At 64.8% G+C, this 16006-nt stretch carries 14 protein-coding genes; 8 read left to right on the top strand and 6 right to left on the bottom strand.

Features of this window, described 5'->3' with window-relative positions; translation table 11 throughout:
• Positions 1-95 precede the first annotated feature (95 nt).
• A complete protein-coding gene (locus DN388_RS13690) occupies positions 96-923 on the bottom strand; it encodes a DUF2314 domain-containing protein (protein WP_255000420.1) in 828 nt (275 codons plus the stop codon).
• Between the two features lie 181 nt (positions 924-1104).
• Here DN388_RS13690 and DN388_RS13685 point away from each other — a divergent pair, with 181 nt between their 5' ends.
• Positions 1105-1602, top strand: coding sequence for an SMI1/KNR4 family protein (locus tag DN388_RS13685; protein ID WP_043859806.1), 498 nt, complete (start codon positions 1105-1107; stop codon positions 1600-1602).
• Positions 1603-2167: 565 nt separating this feature from the next.
• On the opposite strand, the gene DN388_RS13680 is transcribed toward DN388_RS13685, so the two are convergent.
• Entirely contained in the window at positions 2168-2461 is a 294-nt protein-coding gene (locus DN388_RS13680; protein WP_082405771.1) for a DUF3077 domain-containing protein, read from the bottom strand.
• 481 nt (positions 2462-2942) lie between these two features.
• Here DN388_RS13680 and DN388_RS13675 point away from each other — a divergent pair, with 481 nt between their 5' ends.
• From DN388_RS13675 to DN388_RS13665, 3 genes are all read left to right on the top strand, one after another.
• Positions 2943-3560 carry a LysE family translocator gene (locus tag DN388_RS13675; RefSeq protein WP_043859804.1) on the top strand — a complete coding sequence of 206 codons (618 nt, stop codon included), beginning with the start codon at positions 2943-2945 and terminating at the stop codon, positions 3558-3560.
• A gap of 46 nt (positions 3561-3606) precedes the next feature.
• Entirely contained in the window at positions 3607-4425 is an 819-nt protein-coding gene (locus DN388_RS13670; protein ID WP_054915940.1) for an AraC family transcriptional regulator, read from the top strand.
• 379 nt (positions 4426-4804) lie between these two features.
• Positions 4805-6184, top strand: coding sequence for an NAD(P)-binding domain-containing protein (locus tag DN388_RS13665; protein ID WP_100632945.1), 1380 nt, complete (start codon positions 4805-4807; stop codon positions 6182-6184).
• 57 nt (positions 6185-6241) lie between these two features.
• On the opposite strand, the gene DN388_RS13660 is transcribed toward DN388_RS13665, so the two are convergent.
• A complete protein-coding gene (locus DN388_RS13660) occupies positions 6242-6649 on the bottom strand; it encodes a hypothetical protein (protein WP_255000412.1) in 408 nt (135 codons plus the stop codon).
• A 148-nt stretch (positions 6650-6797) separates the two neighbouring features.
• On the opposite strand from DN388_RS13660, the gene DN388_RS13655 reads away from it, so the two are divergent.
• Positions 6798-7961: a lysozyme inhibitor LprI family protein gene (locus tag DN388_RS13655; protein WP_043861668.1), complete on the top strand. Its 1164-nt coding sequence runs from the start codon at positions 6798-6800 to the stop codon at positions 7959-7961.
• A 10-nt stretch (positions 7962-7971) separates the two neighbouring features.
• Positions 7972-9126, top strand: coding sequence for a lysozyme inhibitor LprI family protein (locus DN388_RS13650; RefSeq protein ID WP_255000410.1), 1155 nt, complete (start codon positions 7972-7974; stop codon positions 9124-9126).
• On the opposite strand, the gene DN388_RS13645 is transcribed toward DN388_RS13650, so the two are convergent.
• Entirely contained in the window at positions 9120-10298 is a 1179-nt protein-coding gene (locus DN388_RS13645; protein WP_255000408.1) for an MFS transporter, read from the bottom strand. The two genes, DN388_RS13650 and DN388_RS13645, sit on opposite strands and share 7 nt — an antisense overlap.
• A 178-nt stretch (positions 10299-10476) precedes the next feature.
• The gene (locus DN388_RS13640) at positions 10477-11610 is read right to left on the bottom strand and encodes an MFS transporter (protein ID WP_255000406.1); all 1134 of its coding nucleotides are present in this window, start codon (positions 11608-11610) and stop codon (positions 10477-10479) included.
• 97 nt (positions 11611-11707) lie between these two features.
• On the opposite strand from DN388_RS13640, the gene DN388_RS13635 reads away from it, so the two are divergent.
• Together DN388_RS13635 and DN388_RS13630 are read left to right on the top strand one after the other, a co-directional pair.
• Positions 11708-12598 (top strand): LysR family transcriptional regulator, encoded by an 891-nt coding sequence (locus DN388_RS13635; protein WP_210015236.1) that lies wholly within the window; start codon positions 11708-11710, stop codon positions 12596-12598.
• Between the two features lie 114 nt (positions 12599-12712).
• Positions 12713-14380, top strand: a complete 1668-nt coding sequence (locus DN388_RS13630; protein ID WP_255000402.1) for an FMN-binding glutamate synthase family protein — start codon at positions 12713-12715, stop codon at positions 14378-14380.
• Positions 14381-14407: 27 nt separating this feature from the next.
• Here DN388_RS13630 and DN388_RS13625 read toward each other — a convergent pair whose 3' ends face one another.
• Positions 14408-15697, bottom strand: coding sequence for an OprD family porin (locus DN388_RS13625; RefSeq protein WP_043861662.1), 1290 nt, complete (start codon positions 15695-15697; stop codon positions 14408-14410).
• Positions 15698-16006: the final 309 nt, after the last annotated feature.

Genomic DNA, 16006 nt, shown 5'->3' with positions numbered 1-16006 from the left:
CGCGAGTTGGCGGGCCTCATCGCCGGCAAGGCCGGCTCCTACAAAGGACCACGCCGTCGGTAGGAGCCAGCCTTGCTGGCGAATGGCACCCCACGCTAGTGGGCGCTCTGCCCTTCAAGCAACGCCAGAATCCGCGGCCAACCGGCAATGCCTGCCAACGCCAGCGAAGTCTGGCCGTTGCCGTTTGGCAGCAACGGGTCAGCACCATGACGCAACAGCGCATCCACCACCGTGTAATTGCCCGCCAGCACCTCGCGGTGTAGCATCAGCCATCCCTCGTCATCCGAGTCTCGGGCCACCTGCGGCTGTGCGCTCACGCCCTCCTCGATCTTGTCGCGCATGTTCAAGGCCATCGGGTGCTCGGTGCATTCCAGCACCGCCAGCGTCTGCCGGTCTTCAGCACGGTTCAACGTACGGGAGAGCAGCCAAGGCTGCTGACCTTCTGCAGCCGGGACGACTTCGACCAAACCCGGCTCACCGAAATCCATACCCCAGGCCTCATCGTGCTCCAGGCGCTCGTCTTCGGGCATGGCCGCGCGTATCGCATCGACGGTGAAGCCGCCGTATACATGGCCCTGGCGCACATACATCCAGTCGTTCAGCAAGGCCAACGGCAGCGTCACAGGCTCCCAGGCCTTGAACGAGGTGGCCCAGCTTGGCTCATTCATCAGCACGCCGGTGATGGACTGCCCATCGAACTCGATCTCGCTCACCCACATGTTCTCGACGCTGGGTACCTCGGGGTCGTCGCTCTCGATGGGGAAGGACATTTTTACAGCCGCCATGTCCAGGCCCTTCACGATCCTGCGCGCCTCCCACGACAGCTCTCGCCAGAAATACTTGAACGTCGCCTGAGCACTGGCCACGGCGGCCTTGAACTCGTCGCTTTCGCCTTCAACACCGTAGATGATCTGTTCGGTCATAGGTAAATCGTTCCATCGCCTGGTTCACTGAAATGCTCAAGCCAGAGCACTTGCGGCCTGTGCCGCCACTTGAAAAACGGGAGCAGGATAACCCGATCCAGCGAACGTGGCAGCCTTGCCCCCAAGCCCCCGTTACGCTAAAAACCTGCACCCTTGGATACCACGCAAAAGGACAGGCCCAATGTTTGAAAACATCACTGTTACCGGCAGCCCGCTGGTGCTGTCCACAGACGCCGAAGTGGACCAGGCACAAGCTGTGCTGGGTACCCGCTTCCCCACTGGCTACCGCGAGTACGTCACGCAGTTCGGCGAAGGCATTCTTGGCGGCGTGTACGTGCGCATCTACCCGCCCCATCAACTGCTGCACGGCGAAAACAGCCAGGCCCAGTGGGTTGAGCGCATCAACCAGTACTGGTTCTGGGACGACGACAAGGAGCTGATGCCCAAAGAAAAGGCCTTGCAGTGCATCATCATTGGCGACACCTACGACGGCGACGAACTCATCATTCACCCCAGCGACCCGGAGCGCATCTATGTGCTGCCACGTCACAGTGAAGCCGCCCTCGTCGCGGGTAACGGGCTGGTGGAAGCGATCGAATGGCTGTGCAGTTCGAATGTGCTGACAGAAGCGTTCACCGAGCGCGACTTCGAACCGTTCGACAGCCGTGTACAGCCCTGACATGAAACGAATACCCAGGCGCACCCACGCCGGGTATTCGCCCGAACAATGAAATCCCGGTCGTCATCCAGAAAGACCCAACATCCGGCCATGGCCTGACCGGGCCCTGCACTTCGAATCGCTGGTAGCCGATGGATTTTCAGTTACCCACAAGCATGGCGCTCGAGTGCACGCTCAAGGTCAGCAAACTCAACACCTGCCCCCTCACCGCATCTCGCGACACGCCCCGCGCAATCAAACCACACCCTTATTCCTTGCCCTGTAAGTTGCCCTGGATACCTGCGCAACATCAGCTCGACCTGCGTATCACTCAACCATGCCGCGCGGTCCAGGGACCAGCGCTGGTCCTGGAACTCGAACAGGCAGGCACCCGACACGGCATCGATAATCCGTGGCGGGTACACCCAGTGCGAGTTGCCGGCTTCCCACGGTGCAGCCTCGATGCGATAGCGGCCGTCGGGTGAGGTGGATTGGGTTTCAAATTGGGTCATCGGCATCGCGCTCCGAGCATGATCGGAAAGTCTGTCACAACAGGGGCTGAACAGGTCGGCCCCTGTTGCTTCCTCTACGCAGTGGCCTTGCGATTGCCCATGCCATCGAGCACCGCATCCACCAGCACCTTGGCTAATTCCGTCGAATGCAACGAGACCCACAGCAGAACTTTGCTGGTGGAGTCCTCGGGGTGCAAACAGGCTTTCTGGAGGGTGTCGAAGATGCCTCTGAGCAACAGCGAGGCATGCATCAGGGCGTCTTCTTCGGGTATGTCAGCACGTACCAGGAAGAACGGGGCATGCCCGGTACAGAAGACACCAGTGTTGCAACGGGGAGAAGTCGGGGGATCGGGAACAAGTTTTTTCACGATGAAACTCCTGCTGGAAGGAGCCATCACCCACTGCGACCAAACAAATAGGTGACAGCTGTACGCAGGTTGGTCGACCGGATCAGCAGGCAAAACCGGCAGGCACGAATGCCTCCCACGTACAGCCGTCATAACTCGAGATAACTGGCGAACTAACGCCGTCACGTCGATTGACTGCATAGAATTGCGTACTGGTTTCGGGCGACCAAACCCGATCGCTGATGCTCAGCGACCGCAGGAGCCTAACGGCCTGCCTGAACCCCAGCAAGGCGCACCGCCCACGCAAAATCTGTCCGCATATTACAGTCCTTCAGACGTGTCTGGCCAAGCGTGTGTAAACGCAGCCCTGCGCCGCAGTGGACGGCCTCTTCGCCGGCAATGCCGGCTCCTGCAGGGTGGCACCCACAAACGTACAAGCCAGCCGCAGGCCAGCCGTTTAACGTCACCTGCACACCACCTACCCACACTCGCAGGGGACACAATGGAAATCTTTCTCTACGCCTTCAGCGTGATGTACAGCCCCGGCCCGGTGAACGTGATGGGCCTGAACGCCGGCCTTACAGGCCAGTTCCGCCGTACCGCAGGCTTCTTCGTTGGCGTGGGCGGCGCGATGTTCGTGCTGTTCATCCTGTTCGGCTACACCGGCGAAGCCATCATCTCCAAGGCCGCGCTGCCCTACCTCGCCCTGGCCGGCGGGCTCTACACCAGCTACCTGGCCTTCAAGGTCTACACCGCCAGGGTCCAGCTCACCCAATCGTCCGATGCCCCCGCCAAGGCGCTGACCTTCTGGAACGGCTTTCTGATCCAGGCCCTCAACCCCAAGGGCATGATGGTGGTGCTGCCGATCACCAGCGTGATGTTCCCCGCCGCGCACCTCAGCGGCGCCAGCATCGCCGCGGTGTCGGCGCTGATCGCCCTGGGCGCTGCCGGCGCGCCGGGCCTTTACGCCTTGCTGGGCGCCGTGCTGGGCAAGCGCATCAGCAAAGAGGTGTACTTCAACCTGTTCAACCGCCTGATGGGCATCGCCCTGGCCGTGTGCGCCGCCTTCATGTTCCATGATTTCTACATTCACATTCAGGCAAACGCCGGCACGCTGTAACCTGTGTTGTCGCCGGCCTGACTTTATCGCTCGAAAGGTGAGCAGAATGCTCGATCTACCGTCACCGCAAGACTGGGTGAAACACGCCCCACCGTCCCCCAGGGTCGAACGCCTGGAGGCCTTCTTCAGCGCCCACGGTTTCGACCCGCACCGCCACGATACCTATGCCATCGGCCGCACCCTGGCCGGGGTGCAGAGCTTCAGCTACCGCGGCGCCAGCCGGCACAGCCTGCCGGGGGAGATCCTGGTGCTGCACCCGGACGAGGTGCACGACGGGCATGCGGGCTCGGCGTCGGGGTTTCGCTATCGCATGCTCTACCTCACCCCGGCGCTGGTGCAGGAGGTGCTCGGGGGCCAGCCGTTGCCGTTTCTCAAGGGCGGGATCTCCCGCGACCCGCGCCTGGCGGCCGCCACCCACGCGATGCTCGCGAGCATGGACGACAGGCTAGACCCGCTCGAAGAGGACGACGCGCTGCTGGGCCTGGTAAGCGCGCTGCAGGCCGTGTGCGGGCGCCCGGCATCAAGGCAGGCCCACGACTACGCCGCCGCCCGGCGTGCCCGCGAGTACATGGATGACAGCCTGGAGCAGCCCATCACCCTGGATGACCTGGCCGCCTGCGCCAACCGCGACCGCTGGAGCCTGTCCAAGGACTTTCGCGCCTACTTCGGCACCAGCCCCCACCGCTACCTGACCCTGCGCCGCCTCGACCGTTTCAAGGCCTCGGTGTTCGCCGGTCAGTGCCTGGCGGACGCAGCCGTAGAGGCCGGTTTCTTCGACCAGAGCCATATGTCCAGGCACTTCAAGAACGCCTACGGCATCACCCCCTCGCGCTGGTGCAAACCCTTGCTCGGGCGCCTTGATTGAGTTTGCGCGCTGGCGGGCGGTGGGGTCGCCGACCTTGATATCCCCACCCCCATCCGTTATAGATAAAAAGGAAACCATAACGAAAAGAGGCCATTCCAGCCCCCCATGAACGAGATCACACGCATCTTTCGCCCTTCAGGCCCCCATTTTGCGCCCTGCGCTGATGGCTACGGGCCGAACACAGTCACCCCTTCCCCGCTCTCGACCCTGTTCCACGCACTGTCGATTCCGCCAGGCAACATCCTGCTGGCCCAGATGCGCAAGCGTCCCGTCCCTCCACCTGCACCGTAGCGCCTGAATTCCACCACCCTCGGCTTTTGCCGCTCGGGGTTGGGGAGCCTTTGCATTTTTTTCAGCGTTCAACTGTTCAGGAATCTCTATGACTCTTCGTGTAGCCATCATCGGTGCCGGCCCGTCCGGCCTTGCGCAACTGCGTGCCTTCCAATCCGCCCATGCCCAGGGCGCCCCCATGCCCGAAATCGTCTGCTTCGAAAAGCAGGCCGACTGGGGCGGCATGTGGAACTACACCTGGCGCACCGGCCTCGACCAGCACGGCGAACCGGTGCACGGCAGCATGTACCGCTACCTGTGGTCCAACGGCCCCAAGGAATGCCTTGAATTCGCCGACTACAGCTTCGACGAACACTTCGGCCGGCCGATCTCCTCGTACCCACCGCGCGAAGTGCTGTGGGACTACATTCAGGGCCGCGTGAAAAAAGCCGGGGTGCGCGACTACATCCGCTTCAACACCGCGGTCAAGAACGTCAGCTTCGATGAAACCACCCGCGAGTTCACCGTCAGCGCCTACGACTACAGCGCCGGGCAGGGCATCGAGCAGGTGTTCGATTACGTGGTGGTCGCCAGCGGGCACTTCTCTACGCCGCACGTACCGGAATTCGAAGGGTTCGAGCGCTTCGCCGGGCGCATCCTGCACGCCCACGACTTTCGCGAGGCGATGGAGTTCAAGGGCCAGGACCTGCTCATCGTCGGCAGCAGCTACTCGGCCGAAGACATCGGCTCGCAGTGCTACAAGTACGGCGCGCGCTCGATCACCACGGCCTACCGCACCCAGCCGATGGGCTACAAATGGCCCAAGGGCTGGGAAGAGCGCCCGCAGCTGGTACGTGTCGAGGGCAACCTGGCGTTCTTCGCCGACGGCTCGAACAAGCGCGTGGATGCGATCATCCTGTGCACCGGCTACCAGCATCACTTCCCGTTCCTGCCCGACGAACTGACCCTCAAGACCAACAACCGCCTGTGGCCAACCGGCCTGTACCAGGGCGTGGTGTGGGAGCAGAACCCGCAGCTGATCTACCTGGGCATGCAGGACCTGTGGTACAGCTTCAACCTGTTCGACGCCCAGGCCTGGTTCGCCCGCGACTACATGCTGGGGCGCATCAAGTTGCCGGCCAAGGCCGACATGCAGGCCGACAGTGCCAGCTGGCGCGCCGATGAAGAGGCCCTGGACACAACCGCCTCGATGTACGAATTCCAGGGCCGCTACATCAAGCACCTGATCGCGCAGACCGACTACCCCAGCTTCGATATCGATGCCGTGAACCGCATCTTCCTCAAGTGGAAGAGCGACAAGAAGAGCGACATCATGGGCTATCGCGACAAGTCGTACCGTTCGGTGATCACCGGCACGGCAGCGGTGCCGCACCATACGCGGTGGCTGAAGGCGATGGACGATTCGCTGGAGGAGTACCTGCGCGAAACGGACGGCAAGAAGGGCGAAGTGAAGGCACTGCGCGGGTAGCCCCGCCGACGCCCGAAACCGGTGCCCCCACAAGACCGGCCCTTGCCGGCGCGGCCTCTACTGCGGGCACTGGTAACCGGTTTGCCCCCGCTGCAGGCCGATGACCTCGCGATGCACCTGGCTGGGCCCGTAGTCGGCATTCCAGCCACGGCGTTCGGCCACCGGCTGCGGCGTATAGCCGTCCTTGCAGGCCAGCAGGTTGAGCATCACGTTCGCCTCGCCCATCAGCGGCTCCAGCTTGAGGGTGCGCCTGGGCGCCAGTTGTACCCTCCCCTGCGCGTCGCTGCGGGCCACCACCACCCCTGCATCAATAATGCTCACCCCGGCCAGTGGCTGCCGGGTGTGCTGATCGACGACCGTGGTGTCGAGCCCGTCGTGCACGATCACCGAGCGCGGCATGCAGCCTTGCAGCAGCAACAGCGCGGGCAAAGCGGTGTACCTCCACCAGCGGAATCGGACTGTCATGGCAAGCTCCTGCAAGGCCTGAAACACGGCAGTCTACTTGCGTGACCGGATTTGTGCAGAAGCGTCGACATCGACACGCAGGTGCCTTTCCGTCGCCCGTGGCGCTCACGTATCATCCGCCCCCTGCCCCGGCCCACATGGACGTCCGATGACCCCCGCCGCCCGCCTGTTCACCCTGCTGGCTTCCAGCACCCTGCTTGCCCTTGCCCTGCACACTCCGGCCGCCGTCGCCGCCGGCTTCGATTGCAGCAAGGCACGCACCCTCATTGAAAAGTCGGTGTGCGACACGCCAACGCTGTCGGCCAAGGACGACCAGCTCAACGCGCTGTACAAGCCACTGATGACCCGGCGCATCTATCGCGAACTGGAAACCCGTTGGGTAAACGAGGTGCGCGACCGCTGCCAGACCGCCACCTGCCTTGAGCGCGCCTACGACCTGCAGATCCGCAACCTGACCGCGCTGCCGCCACCGCCCGTGCCCGGCCTGCGCGACGCGGTGCCGCTGCCCCAGGGCAGCGCCTACCGTACCCTGCAGGACGAGCCGTGGCCGCGCTTTGCGCTGGCGGCTATCCCGGACATGTACCCCGATTCGCTGGCCCAGCTGATCGATGTGGGCATCAAGGACGGCGTGCTGTACGCACTGCTCTACGTGGCAAATTCGTCCGACGGCCCCGGCTACAACCAGGACAACTGGTCGGTGCAGCCGTCTTCGGGCGTGCTGCTCGAATACGCCGACAACCGCCCCGGCCTGCATGTGATCGACCGCGACGTGCGCTTTGCCGGCTGGCGCATCAGCGAGCTGATGGACCAGGGTGAACGCTATGCCGGCATCCAGGACGGCGCGTTCTACTACCGCCAGCGCACCGAGGGCGAGCTGCAGCAGGCCATGGTCTACACCCTGGGCAGCCGCCAGCCGCCGCAGGCCACCACCACGGTGTTCCACGCCCAGTCGCGCACGCTGCGCTTTGCCAAGGCAAGGGTGCTGGGCAACATGAACGACGAGAACAGCGACCTGCGCCTGAACTACGAACACGCCCTGCCGCGCCCCGCCAGCGAAACCGTGCTCGACCCCGAGAGCGGCGGCTGGAGCCTGTCCAACCTGGCCTGGAGCGAGCGCCGCCAGGTGCTGTACTTCGAGAACAGCGGCGCCATGGCCTGCATCTGGCGGGTCGACCTGAGCGGCAAGGTGCTGTCCAAGATCGTGCCCGAACACACGGCCGGGCAACCGCTGGCGGTGGAGCTCGACGGCCGTGAGGCGATCGTGTACGTCGAGCACGACCAGTTGATGTTCGCCCTGTCGCCCGACCTGTAAGGACACCCCCATGCACATCGTGACCCGCCTGCTCACCCTGCCCGCCTTGCTGGCCCTGGCCCTGCACGCGCCGGTGGCCTCGGCCGCCGGTTTCGATTGCAGCAGGGCCAACACGATTCTGGAAACCGCGATTTGCAACACGCCCTCGCTGTCGGCCAAGGACGACCAGCTGAATGCGCTGTACACCCCGCTCAAAGCGCAGAAGATATTCCGCGAGCTGGAAACCGACTGGCTGAAGAACGTGCGTAACCAGTGCAAGACCCCCGAGTGCCTGGAGAGCGCCTACGACCGCCAGATCCGCCGGCTGACCGCCTTGCCGGCACCGGCGCCGGTTGCCTCCGACAGCCTCGCACCTCTGCCCAAGGGCGAGGTGTACGCAAAGGTCGAGGACGCGCCGTGGCAGCGCTTTGCCTTGGCCCCGTTCATCGGCATGAGCGAGGACTCGGTGGCGCAACTGATCGATGTGACCGTCAAGGACGGCGTACTGCACGCGTTCGTGTACGTCTCCGGCGACCCTGACGGGCCCACCTACGTGCAGGACAAACACGTGATGCGGGCCACCTCCGGTACCCTGCTCGAATACGCCGACGATCACCCCGGCTGGCATGTGATCGCGCGCAACGTGCGCTTTGCCGGCTGGTCTCACAGCGGCTTCAACGACCAGCGCGAGCGCTATGCCGGGGTGCAGGACGGCGCGTTCTACTACCGCCAGCGCAGCAACGGCGAGCTGGAGCAGTCGATGGTGTATGCCGTGGGCAGCCAGCAGCCGCCGCAACCGACCACCCAGGGCTATCACGCCGGCTCCAACACCGTGCGCTTTGCCAAGGCGCGTGTGCTCGAAGACCTCAACGTGGCCAACGACCAGTTGCGCCTGGCCTACGAAAGCGACGGCAACTCGCGCGGCTACGAGAGCGTGATGGCGCCCGACTCCAGTGGCTGGAGCCTGGTCAACCCGACCTGGAGCGAACACCGCCCGGTGCTGTACTTCGACAACAGTGGCGGCATGGCCTGCGTCTGGCGGGTCGACCTGGTGAACAAGGTGCTGTCCAAGGTCGTGCCCGAGCACGAGGCGGTGTCGGCCCGCCCGGTGGACATCAATGGCCGCGAAGCGCTGGTGTATGTGCAGGAGAACCAGCTGATGTTCGCCATCGCCCCGGATCAGTAACCCTGTGGCAGCGCTCGGGCCCGCCAGCGACCGAACAGCCGGCCCACGCTCACCAGCCAGTTGAGCAGCGCCACGCACAGCACGCTGAGCAGCAGCGCATGCGGGCCGCCCTGCACGATCAGGGTGCCGGCCAGCAGCGGGAAGCCGAACACGCCGATGAAGTACCCCAGGCTGAACAGCAGCAGTGCCTGCGGCGTGTAGCCGGTAGGCGCTTCGTTGGCCGCCAGGCCGTTGATGACCGAATAGTTGAGCCCGTAGCCCACCCCCAGCAACGCCGCCGCCAGCAGGTAGCTGAGGGCGTCCTGCACCCACCAGCCCAGTGCGATGACGGCCAGCACCATCAGCCCGGTCAGCAGGCACGAGGTGCGGTAGGCGTCATGCCGCACCACCCAGCCGGCGATCAGCAGCCGGCAGCCGATGGCGGCGAGCATGAAGCCGACGAAGAACAGCGAATAGTCCAGCCCGCGACTGGCCGCGTAGGTGGTCTGAAAGCTGCCCAGCCCGCCGAACACCGCGCCGCCCAGGCCCACCATCAGGATCGGCCAGCGCGCCGATGAGCGCAGCACCTGGATGCCGCCGTGGCGGCTGATGCGGGCGCTGGCCGCCTGTGCCGGGTGCTGGCGGGCCAGCCAGGCGAAGACCAGCATACCCACAGCGGCGGCCAGGGCGGCGGTGTAGAACGCGGTTTCCAGTGGCAGGTGCAGCAGCGAGGCGAGCTTGCCGGCCAGCGGGCCGGAGCCGATACCACTCATCATGCTGCCTGACAGCAGCGCGAAGCAGTGGGTGCGCCGGGCCGGCTCGACCAGCGCGGCAACCAGGATCGGGCCCAGGGTGTAGAACGCGCCCCAGCCCAGGCCCAGCAGCAGGCCGCACAGCCACAGGCTGAAGTCGACGCCAGGTACCAGGGCAAAGCCCAGGCAGGCGCCGATCAGGCACAGCGCCGACTGCGCGATGGCGCGGGCGGTGCCGAGCCAGTCGGCGAGATGGCCGCTGCCGAGCACGGCGATCACGGTGCTGAGCATGGCGATGGCGATGATGCTGCCGGCGTCCTGTTCGTTGCCACCTCGGGAAGTGACCAGCAGCGAGAGCAGAAAGGTTGAGCCGTAGGACAGTGACAGCAGGTAGCTGGCCAGGCACAGCAGGCCGAAATGCGGGGTGGTTGTTTTTGTCATGGTGGGTCCGCCGATGGGTATGGCTGTTTTAGCATGGGGATTGGCGGTGGCAGTTGTGGATGTACCGGAGTTGGGATCTGTGCCGACCGGACTAACGCATCGCGGGTCAAGCCCGCTCCCACAAGGATCCCCGCTGTCCTTGTGGGAGCGGGCTTGACCCGCGAAGGGGCCGAAGGGTTCAGCGCCAGCCCACCCGCCCGATCAACATGAACACCACCTGAAACCCCAGAATCAGCACCACGCACCCGGTCCAGCCCCACTGCTGCCACAGCACCGCCGGCAACAGCGCGCCGGCACTCCCGCCCAGGTAATAGCAGGTCAGGTAGCGCCCGATCGCCCCGGCCTTGTTCGCGCCGGCCGTGGTCGCAATGAAAGTGTTGGCCGCCGCCTGCGCCAGGAACACCCCGGTCGAGCTCAACGCCAGCCCCAGCACGATAACCCACAGCGTGGGCACAAGCGTCAGGCCGATGCCCACCGCGCCGACAACGCCCGCCACCATCAGCAGGTGCAACGGCGGGCGAGCCCTGGCCAGGCGGCCGGCAATCGGCGTGACCACCAGCGCCAGCAGAAACACCGCATAGATCGACCCCAGCGCCGCCGCCCCCAGCCCGAACGGCGCCCGGCTCAGGTGCAGCCCCGCATAGGTGAACGACGCCACCTGTGAAAACAGCACGCAGAACCCCACCGCGCACGCCGACCACAATGGCCAGCCAAACCGTGGTGGCGCACTGGCCCTGCGCGTGCTCGCCGGCATCGGTTCGAGCACCAGCAGCCAGCGAATCCCCAGCCCCATCAGCAGCACCACCAGCGCCAGCACCTCGAACGCTTCGCGCCAGCCCCAGTACTCGGTCACCCACGCCACCACGAAGCGCCCGGCAAAGCCGCCCAGGATGGTGCCGGTCACGTACAGGCTGGTGACCTCGGTCACGCTCGCGCCCTGCCATCGCTCACCAATCAGCGCCACGCTGCAGGCGAAGATCACCGGTATCAGCAAGCCCTGCACCGCCCGCCACAGCAGCAGCTCGGCAAAGCTGCCCACCGTGGCCATCAGCAGCACCGGGGTGGCCAGCAGCAACGCCGCCATCACGATCAGCGTCACCGGCGACCAGCGCCGCGCCAGCCAGCCGACCCAGGGCGCAGTCAACGCCACCATCAGGGTGGTGATGGTCAGGCTCCAGCTCACCTGGCCAATGTCCACGGCAAACTGCCGGGCCAGTTGCGCGAGGATGCCCTGGGTGGCGTACAAGGGGAGGAACGCCGCGCAGCCGCACAACAACATCGCGACCCGCGCAGCCGAAGAAGGCGCCTGCATGGCAAAACTCGTTAAAGTGTGTGGCGCCCTTTATACGGCGCCCCACTCGCCCCGGGCCAATACCGATTTCGGACCGATCGATACCTCAAGGTGCACCATGCTCGACCTCCGCAAACTGCGCTATTTCCTGGCCGTGGCCCAGGCCCTGCATTTCGGCCGCGCCGCCCAGGCCCTGCACCTGGCCCAGCCCGCGCTGACCCGGCAGATCTCGGCGCTGGAAGCCCAGCTGGGGTTCAGCCTGTTCGAGCGCAGCAGCCGCAACGTCAGCCTCACCGTGCAGGGCCAGGCCTTCGTGCCCTATGCACGCAACGTGATCGAGCAACTGGCGCTGGCCGAAACCATGGCCGCCAGGCTCGCCAGCGGCATGGCCGGCCACCTGAGCCTGGGCTATGCCAGCTCCGTGGCCCTGAGCGACCGCTTTACCCAGGCCATCCAGCGCTTCGCCCAGGCCTTCCCCGAGGTGCAGTTGAACCTGATCGAACAGGCGTCGATGAACCAGTGGGCGCAGCTGCGCGACGGCACCCTGGACATCGGCCTGAGCCGCCTGCCGCCCCCCGCCGAGCACAACCTGCACACCGACACCCTGGAGCACGAACCCCTGCTGCTGGCGCTGCCGGTCAGCGACCCGCTCAGTGAACAGGCACAGGTCAGCCTGGCGCAGTTGCAGCAGCGCCCGGTGATCCTCTACCCCGAGCAGCACGGCACCGGCCTCAACCTGGCTATCGAGACCCTGTTCGCCAACGCCGGCCTGGCGCTGCACCGCGGCCCCAGCGGCCAGCAGACCACCACCATCATCGCCCTGGTCGCCGCCGGCCAGGGCGTGGCGGTGGTGCCGGCCTGCACCAGCGCGCTGGAACGCAAGGGCGTGTGCTACCGCCCGCTGAGCGATGCCGATGCACACATCGCGCTGCATGCCATCAGCCGCAGGCACGGCCGTTCGCGGGCGGCCGAGGCGTTCCTGGCGATCATCAACCAGCCGGGCCCATGAGCCCCGGCGCCTGGCAAGCACGGCGCGGATAAAACTGTTTTACCGAAACCACGGGTTTTCCGCCGCGGTGCTTTGCCTATCCTAGGCGCGACAAACACCATCAGCGGAAGATTCATGCGCCTCTCGTTTCCCAGCCGTTATGCCTGCCTGGCGGCGTGCCTCACGTTCAGCCTGGCCAGCCTGCCGTTTCTTGCCACTCACGCCTGGCTCTGGCCATTGACCCTGATCGGCACGCTGCTCTCGCTGGTGGGCCTGAACGACCTGCGCCAGCGCCAGCACGCAGTGCGGCGCAACTACCCGATCCTGGGCAACCTGCGCTACCTGATCGAGACCATCCGACCCGAGATCCGCCAGTACCTGCTCGAAGGCGACGACGACAAGCTGCCCTTCTCCCGCGCGCAGCGCTCGCTGGTGTACGCACGGGCCAAGAACGAAAGCGCCGAGAAAGCCTTCGGCACGCTCAATGACGTGTACCGCCCGGGCTTCGAGTTCATCAGCCATTCGATGCTGCCGGTCAACACCCCCGACCCGGCCTCGTTTCGCATCGCCATCGGCGGCCCGCAATGCCGCCAGCCTTACTCGGCGTCGATCTTCAACATTTCGGCCATGAGCTTCGGCGCCCTCAGCGCCAACGCCATCGGCGCGCTGAACAAGGGCGCCAGCCTTGGCCGTTTTGCCCACGACACCGGCGAGGGCAGCATCAGCCCCTACCACCGCGAACATGGCGGCGACCTGATCTGGGAAATCGGCAGCGGCTATTTCGGCTGCCGCGACGCCCACGGCCGCTTCGACCCGCAGCGCTTCGCCGAACAGGCCCGCGACCCGCAGGTGAAGATGATCGAGATCAAGCTCAGCCAGGGCGCCAAGCCCGGCCACGGCGGCATCCTGCCGGGGCACAAGGTGAGCGCCGAGATCGCCGCCACGCGCGGTGTGGCGCCCGGCGAAGACTGCATCTCGCCCGCCGCCCACAGCGCCTTCAACACGCCGGTGGGGTTGCTCGAGTTCGTGGCGCAGTTGCGCGAGCTGTCCGGCGGCAAACCGGTGGGCTTCAAGTTCTGCTTGGGCCACCCCTGGGAGTTCATGGGCATCGCCAAGGCCATGCTGGCCACCCAGATCGTGCCCGACTTCATCGTGGTCGACGGCAAGGAAGGGGGCACCGGCGCTGCGCCACGCGAATTCAGCGACAACATCGGCGTGCCCATGCGCGAGGGCCTGATGTTCGTGCACAACACCCTGGTGGGCCTGAACCTGCGCCACAAGGTGCGCATCGGCGCCGCCGGCAAGATCGTCAGCGCGTTCGACATCGCCGGCGTGCTGGCCCTGGGCGCCGACTGGGTGAACTCGGCGCGCGGCTTCATGTTCGCCATCGGCTGCATCCAGTCGCAAAGCTGCCACACCAACCAGTGCCCCACCGGCGTGGCCACCCAGGACCCGTTGCGCCAGCGTGCACTGGTGGTGCCCGACAAGGCCGAACGGGTGTTCAGCTTTCATCGCAACACCCTGCATGCGCTGGCCGAGATGCTCGCGGCCGCCGGTCTCGAGCACCCCAGCGAACTCAAGCCCAAGCACCTGGTGCGCCGCGTCAGCGCCAGCGAGATCCGGCTGTTTTCGCAGTTGCACGTGTTCCTCAAGCCCGGCGAATTGCTCAGCGGCTCGATCGACAGCGAATTCTATGCACGGATGTGGCGGATGGCCCGCAGCGACAGCTTCGCGCCGCAATTGCAGGATGCGCCCGTGGCGCCGGCGAATGCGGTACGCCGAAAACAAACAACCCCGGCCTAGGCCGGGGTTGTTTGAAGGTCGAATCGATCAGAGGATGCTGATCGGGTACTCGACGAATACGCGGACTTCGTTGCCGTCTGCGGTGTAGTCGATAGCGTTGAGGTTGTTGGTGCCACGCAGGAACGAGCTACGCAGTTTGACGGACAGGTCCTTGGCCGGACCTTCCTGAACCACGTACTTGAACTGGTTGAAGATTTCGCGCTCTTTGCCTTCGCCGAAGCCGTGGGTGTTGATGTTGTCACCCGCTACGTATGCAAAGTTGTAGGTCAGACCCGGTACGCCGAAGGCGCTGAAGTCCAGGCCGTAGCCGATCTGCCACGAACGCTCGTCTTCGGCGTTGAAGTCGGACCAGTAGGAGTTGGCCAGGAAGATGGTCGAACCACCGTCACCCACGCCGCGGCGGTTCTGGTACCAGCCGTACTGGTAGCCGGTGTCGCCGGTGTTGCGCTGGTGCGCCAGGGTGATCGAGTGCGGGCCGAAGGCGTAGGTGGCCGCCAGGCTCCAGATGGTGTTGCGGTCACCGGTCAGGCCTGCACGGTTGACGTACTTCTTGTCGATGTCCGACTTGTAGCCGTTGAAATCCAGGGTCAGCGACTGGTCGTCGGAGATGGCGTGGACGTAGTTCAGGCCCAGGTAGTGCTTCTTCAGTACGTCTTCGACGTCGGAGGTGTACAGCGCACCGGTGAAATTCTCGGTGAACTGGTACTTGCCGCCGAACACGTTGATCGACTTCAGACCACCGCTATCGCGACCTTCGGCGCTCTTGCGCGCTTCCTGGGTGTAGCGACCGGCGTTCAGTTCCAGGCCCTTGATCTCCTTGGAGGTGATCGATGTGCCAGTGAAGCTCTCTGGCAGCAGGCGGCCGTCGTCATAGTTCAGCACTGGCAGGGTCGGCATCTGGTCGCCGTATGCCAGTACGGTATTGGAGACGCGGAACTTGATCGCAGCACCGGCACGCGCCAGGTTGTGCGGGGAGTTGCTCGGTTCGGTATCGCTTGGCTTGAAGAAGTCGATACCGGCGCCGCCGTTACGACCCTTGCCGCCGTCCAGGCGGATGGCGTACAGGCCGAAGGCATCGACGCCCACGCCCACGGTGCCCTGGGTGAAGCCCGACGAGAACTTGCCGATGAAGGCCTGGCCCCACTCGGACTGGTCACTGCTGCCATGCTTCTTGTCACGATTGATGAACGCGTTGCGCAGCAGAACGCTGGCCTTGCTGTCTTCCTGGAAACCGTTCGACGCGGCCTGGTCGTTGGCCATTGCCTGAGTCGCCGCCATAAGCCCCAGCGCGATCAGACTGATCCGTGTTTTCAACATGTTATTTTCCTTATTTCGGAGTGTTTTACGCTCTGCGACCAACGCCAGGAACCACGCCCCCTGCGTGGGTTGACGCTCACGGGTCTGCAAATAAAAAGCCCGCCTGCAACAAGGGTGCAGCGGGCCTTTTCTTGGGACTCTTGGCCGATGGGCCTACAGGCGTTGGGTCCGATCCTAGCCGTGCGTACAAGGCCATGTCAAAAATTCGTGAAAACTACAAGTCATATGGCCATTACGCCGTCTTCAGCGGCGCAGACAAGGCAGCCCGCAATCGGTTGCGTCCCGGTGGAAATACCTGGATACGACCGC

It is taken from the genome of Pseudomonas sp. S12(2018), from assembly GCF_024355235.1.
Taxonomy (GTDB): domain Bacteria; phylum Pseudomonadota; class Gammaproteobacteria; order Pseudomonadales; family Pseudomonadaceae; genus Aquipseudomonas; species Aquipseudomonas palmensis.
This window is presented reverse-complemented; position numbering and strand designations above follow the sequence as displayed.

Coding starts and splice junctions, on each gene's coding strand:
- DN388_RS13675 (WP_043859804.1), top strand. CDS start 2,943: ATGGAAATCTTTCTCTACGCCTTCAGCGTGATGTACAGCCCCGGCCCG.
- DN388_RS13655 (WP_043861668.1), top strand. CDS start 6,798: ATGACCCCCGCCGCCCGCCTGTTCACCCTGCTGGCTTCCAGCACCCTG.
- DN388_RS13625 (WP_043861662.1), bottom strand. CDS start 15,697: ATGTTGAAAACACGGATCAGTCTGATCGCGCTGGGGCTTATGGCGGCG.
- DN388_RS13690 (WP_255000420.1), bottom strand. CDS start 923: ATGACCGAACAGATCATCTACGGTGTTGAAGGCGAAAGCGACGAGTTC.
- DN388_RS13645 (WP_255000408.1), bottom strand. CDS start 10,298: ATGACAAAAACAACCACCCCGCATTTCGGCCTGCTGTGCCTGGCCAGC.
- DN388_RS13640 (WP_255000406.1), bottom strand. CDS start 11,610: ATGCAGGCGCCTTCTTCGGCTGCGCGGGTCGCGATGTTGTTGTGCGGC.
- DN388_RS13635 (WP_210015236.1), top strand. CDS start 11,708: ATGCTCGACCTCCGCAAACTGCGCTATTTCCTGGCCGTGGCCCAGGCC.
- DN388_RS13685 (WP_043859806.1), top strand. CDS start 1,105: ATGTTTGAAAACATCACTGTTACCGGCAGCCCGCTGGTGCTGTCCACA.
- DN388_RS13650 (WP_255000410.1), top strand. CDS start 7,972: ATGCACATCGTGACCCGCCTGCTCACCCTGCCCGCCTTGCTGGCCCTG.
- DN388_RS13665 (WP_100632945.1), top strand. CDS start 4,805: ATGACTCTTCGTGTAGCCATCATCGGTGCCGGCCCGTCCGGCCTTGCG.
- DN388_RS13630 (WP_255000402.1), top strand. CDS start 12,713: ATGCGCCTCTCGTTTCCCAGCCGTTATGCCTGCCTGGCGGCGTGCCTC.
- DN388_RS13670 (WP_054915940.1), top strand. CDS start 3,607: ATGCTCGATCTACCGTCACCGCAAGACTGGGTGAAACACGCCCCACCG.
- DN388_RS13660 (WP_255000412.1), bottom strand. CDS start 6,649: ATGACAGTCCGATTCCGCTGGTGGAGGTACACCGCTTTGCCCGCGCTG.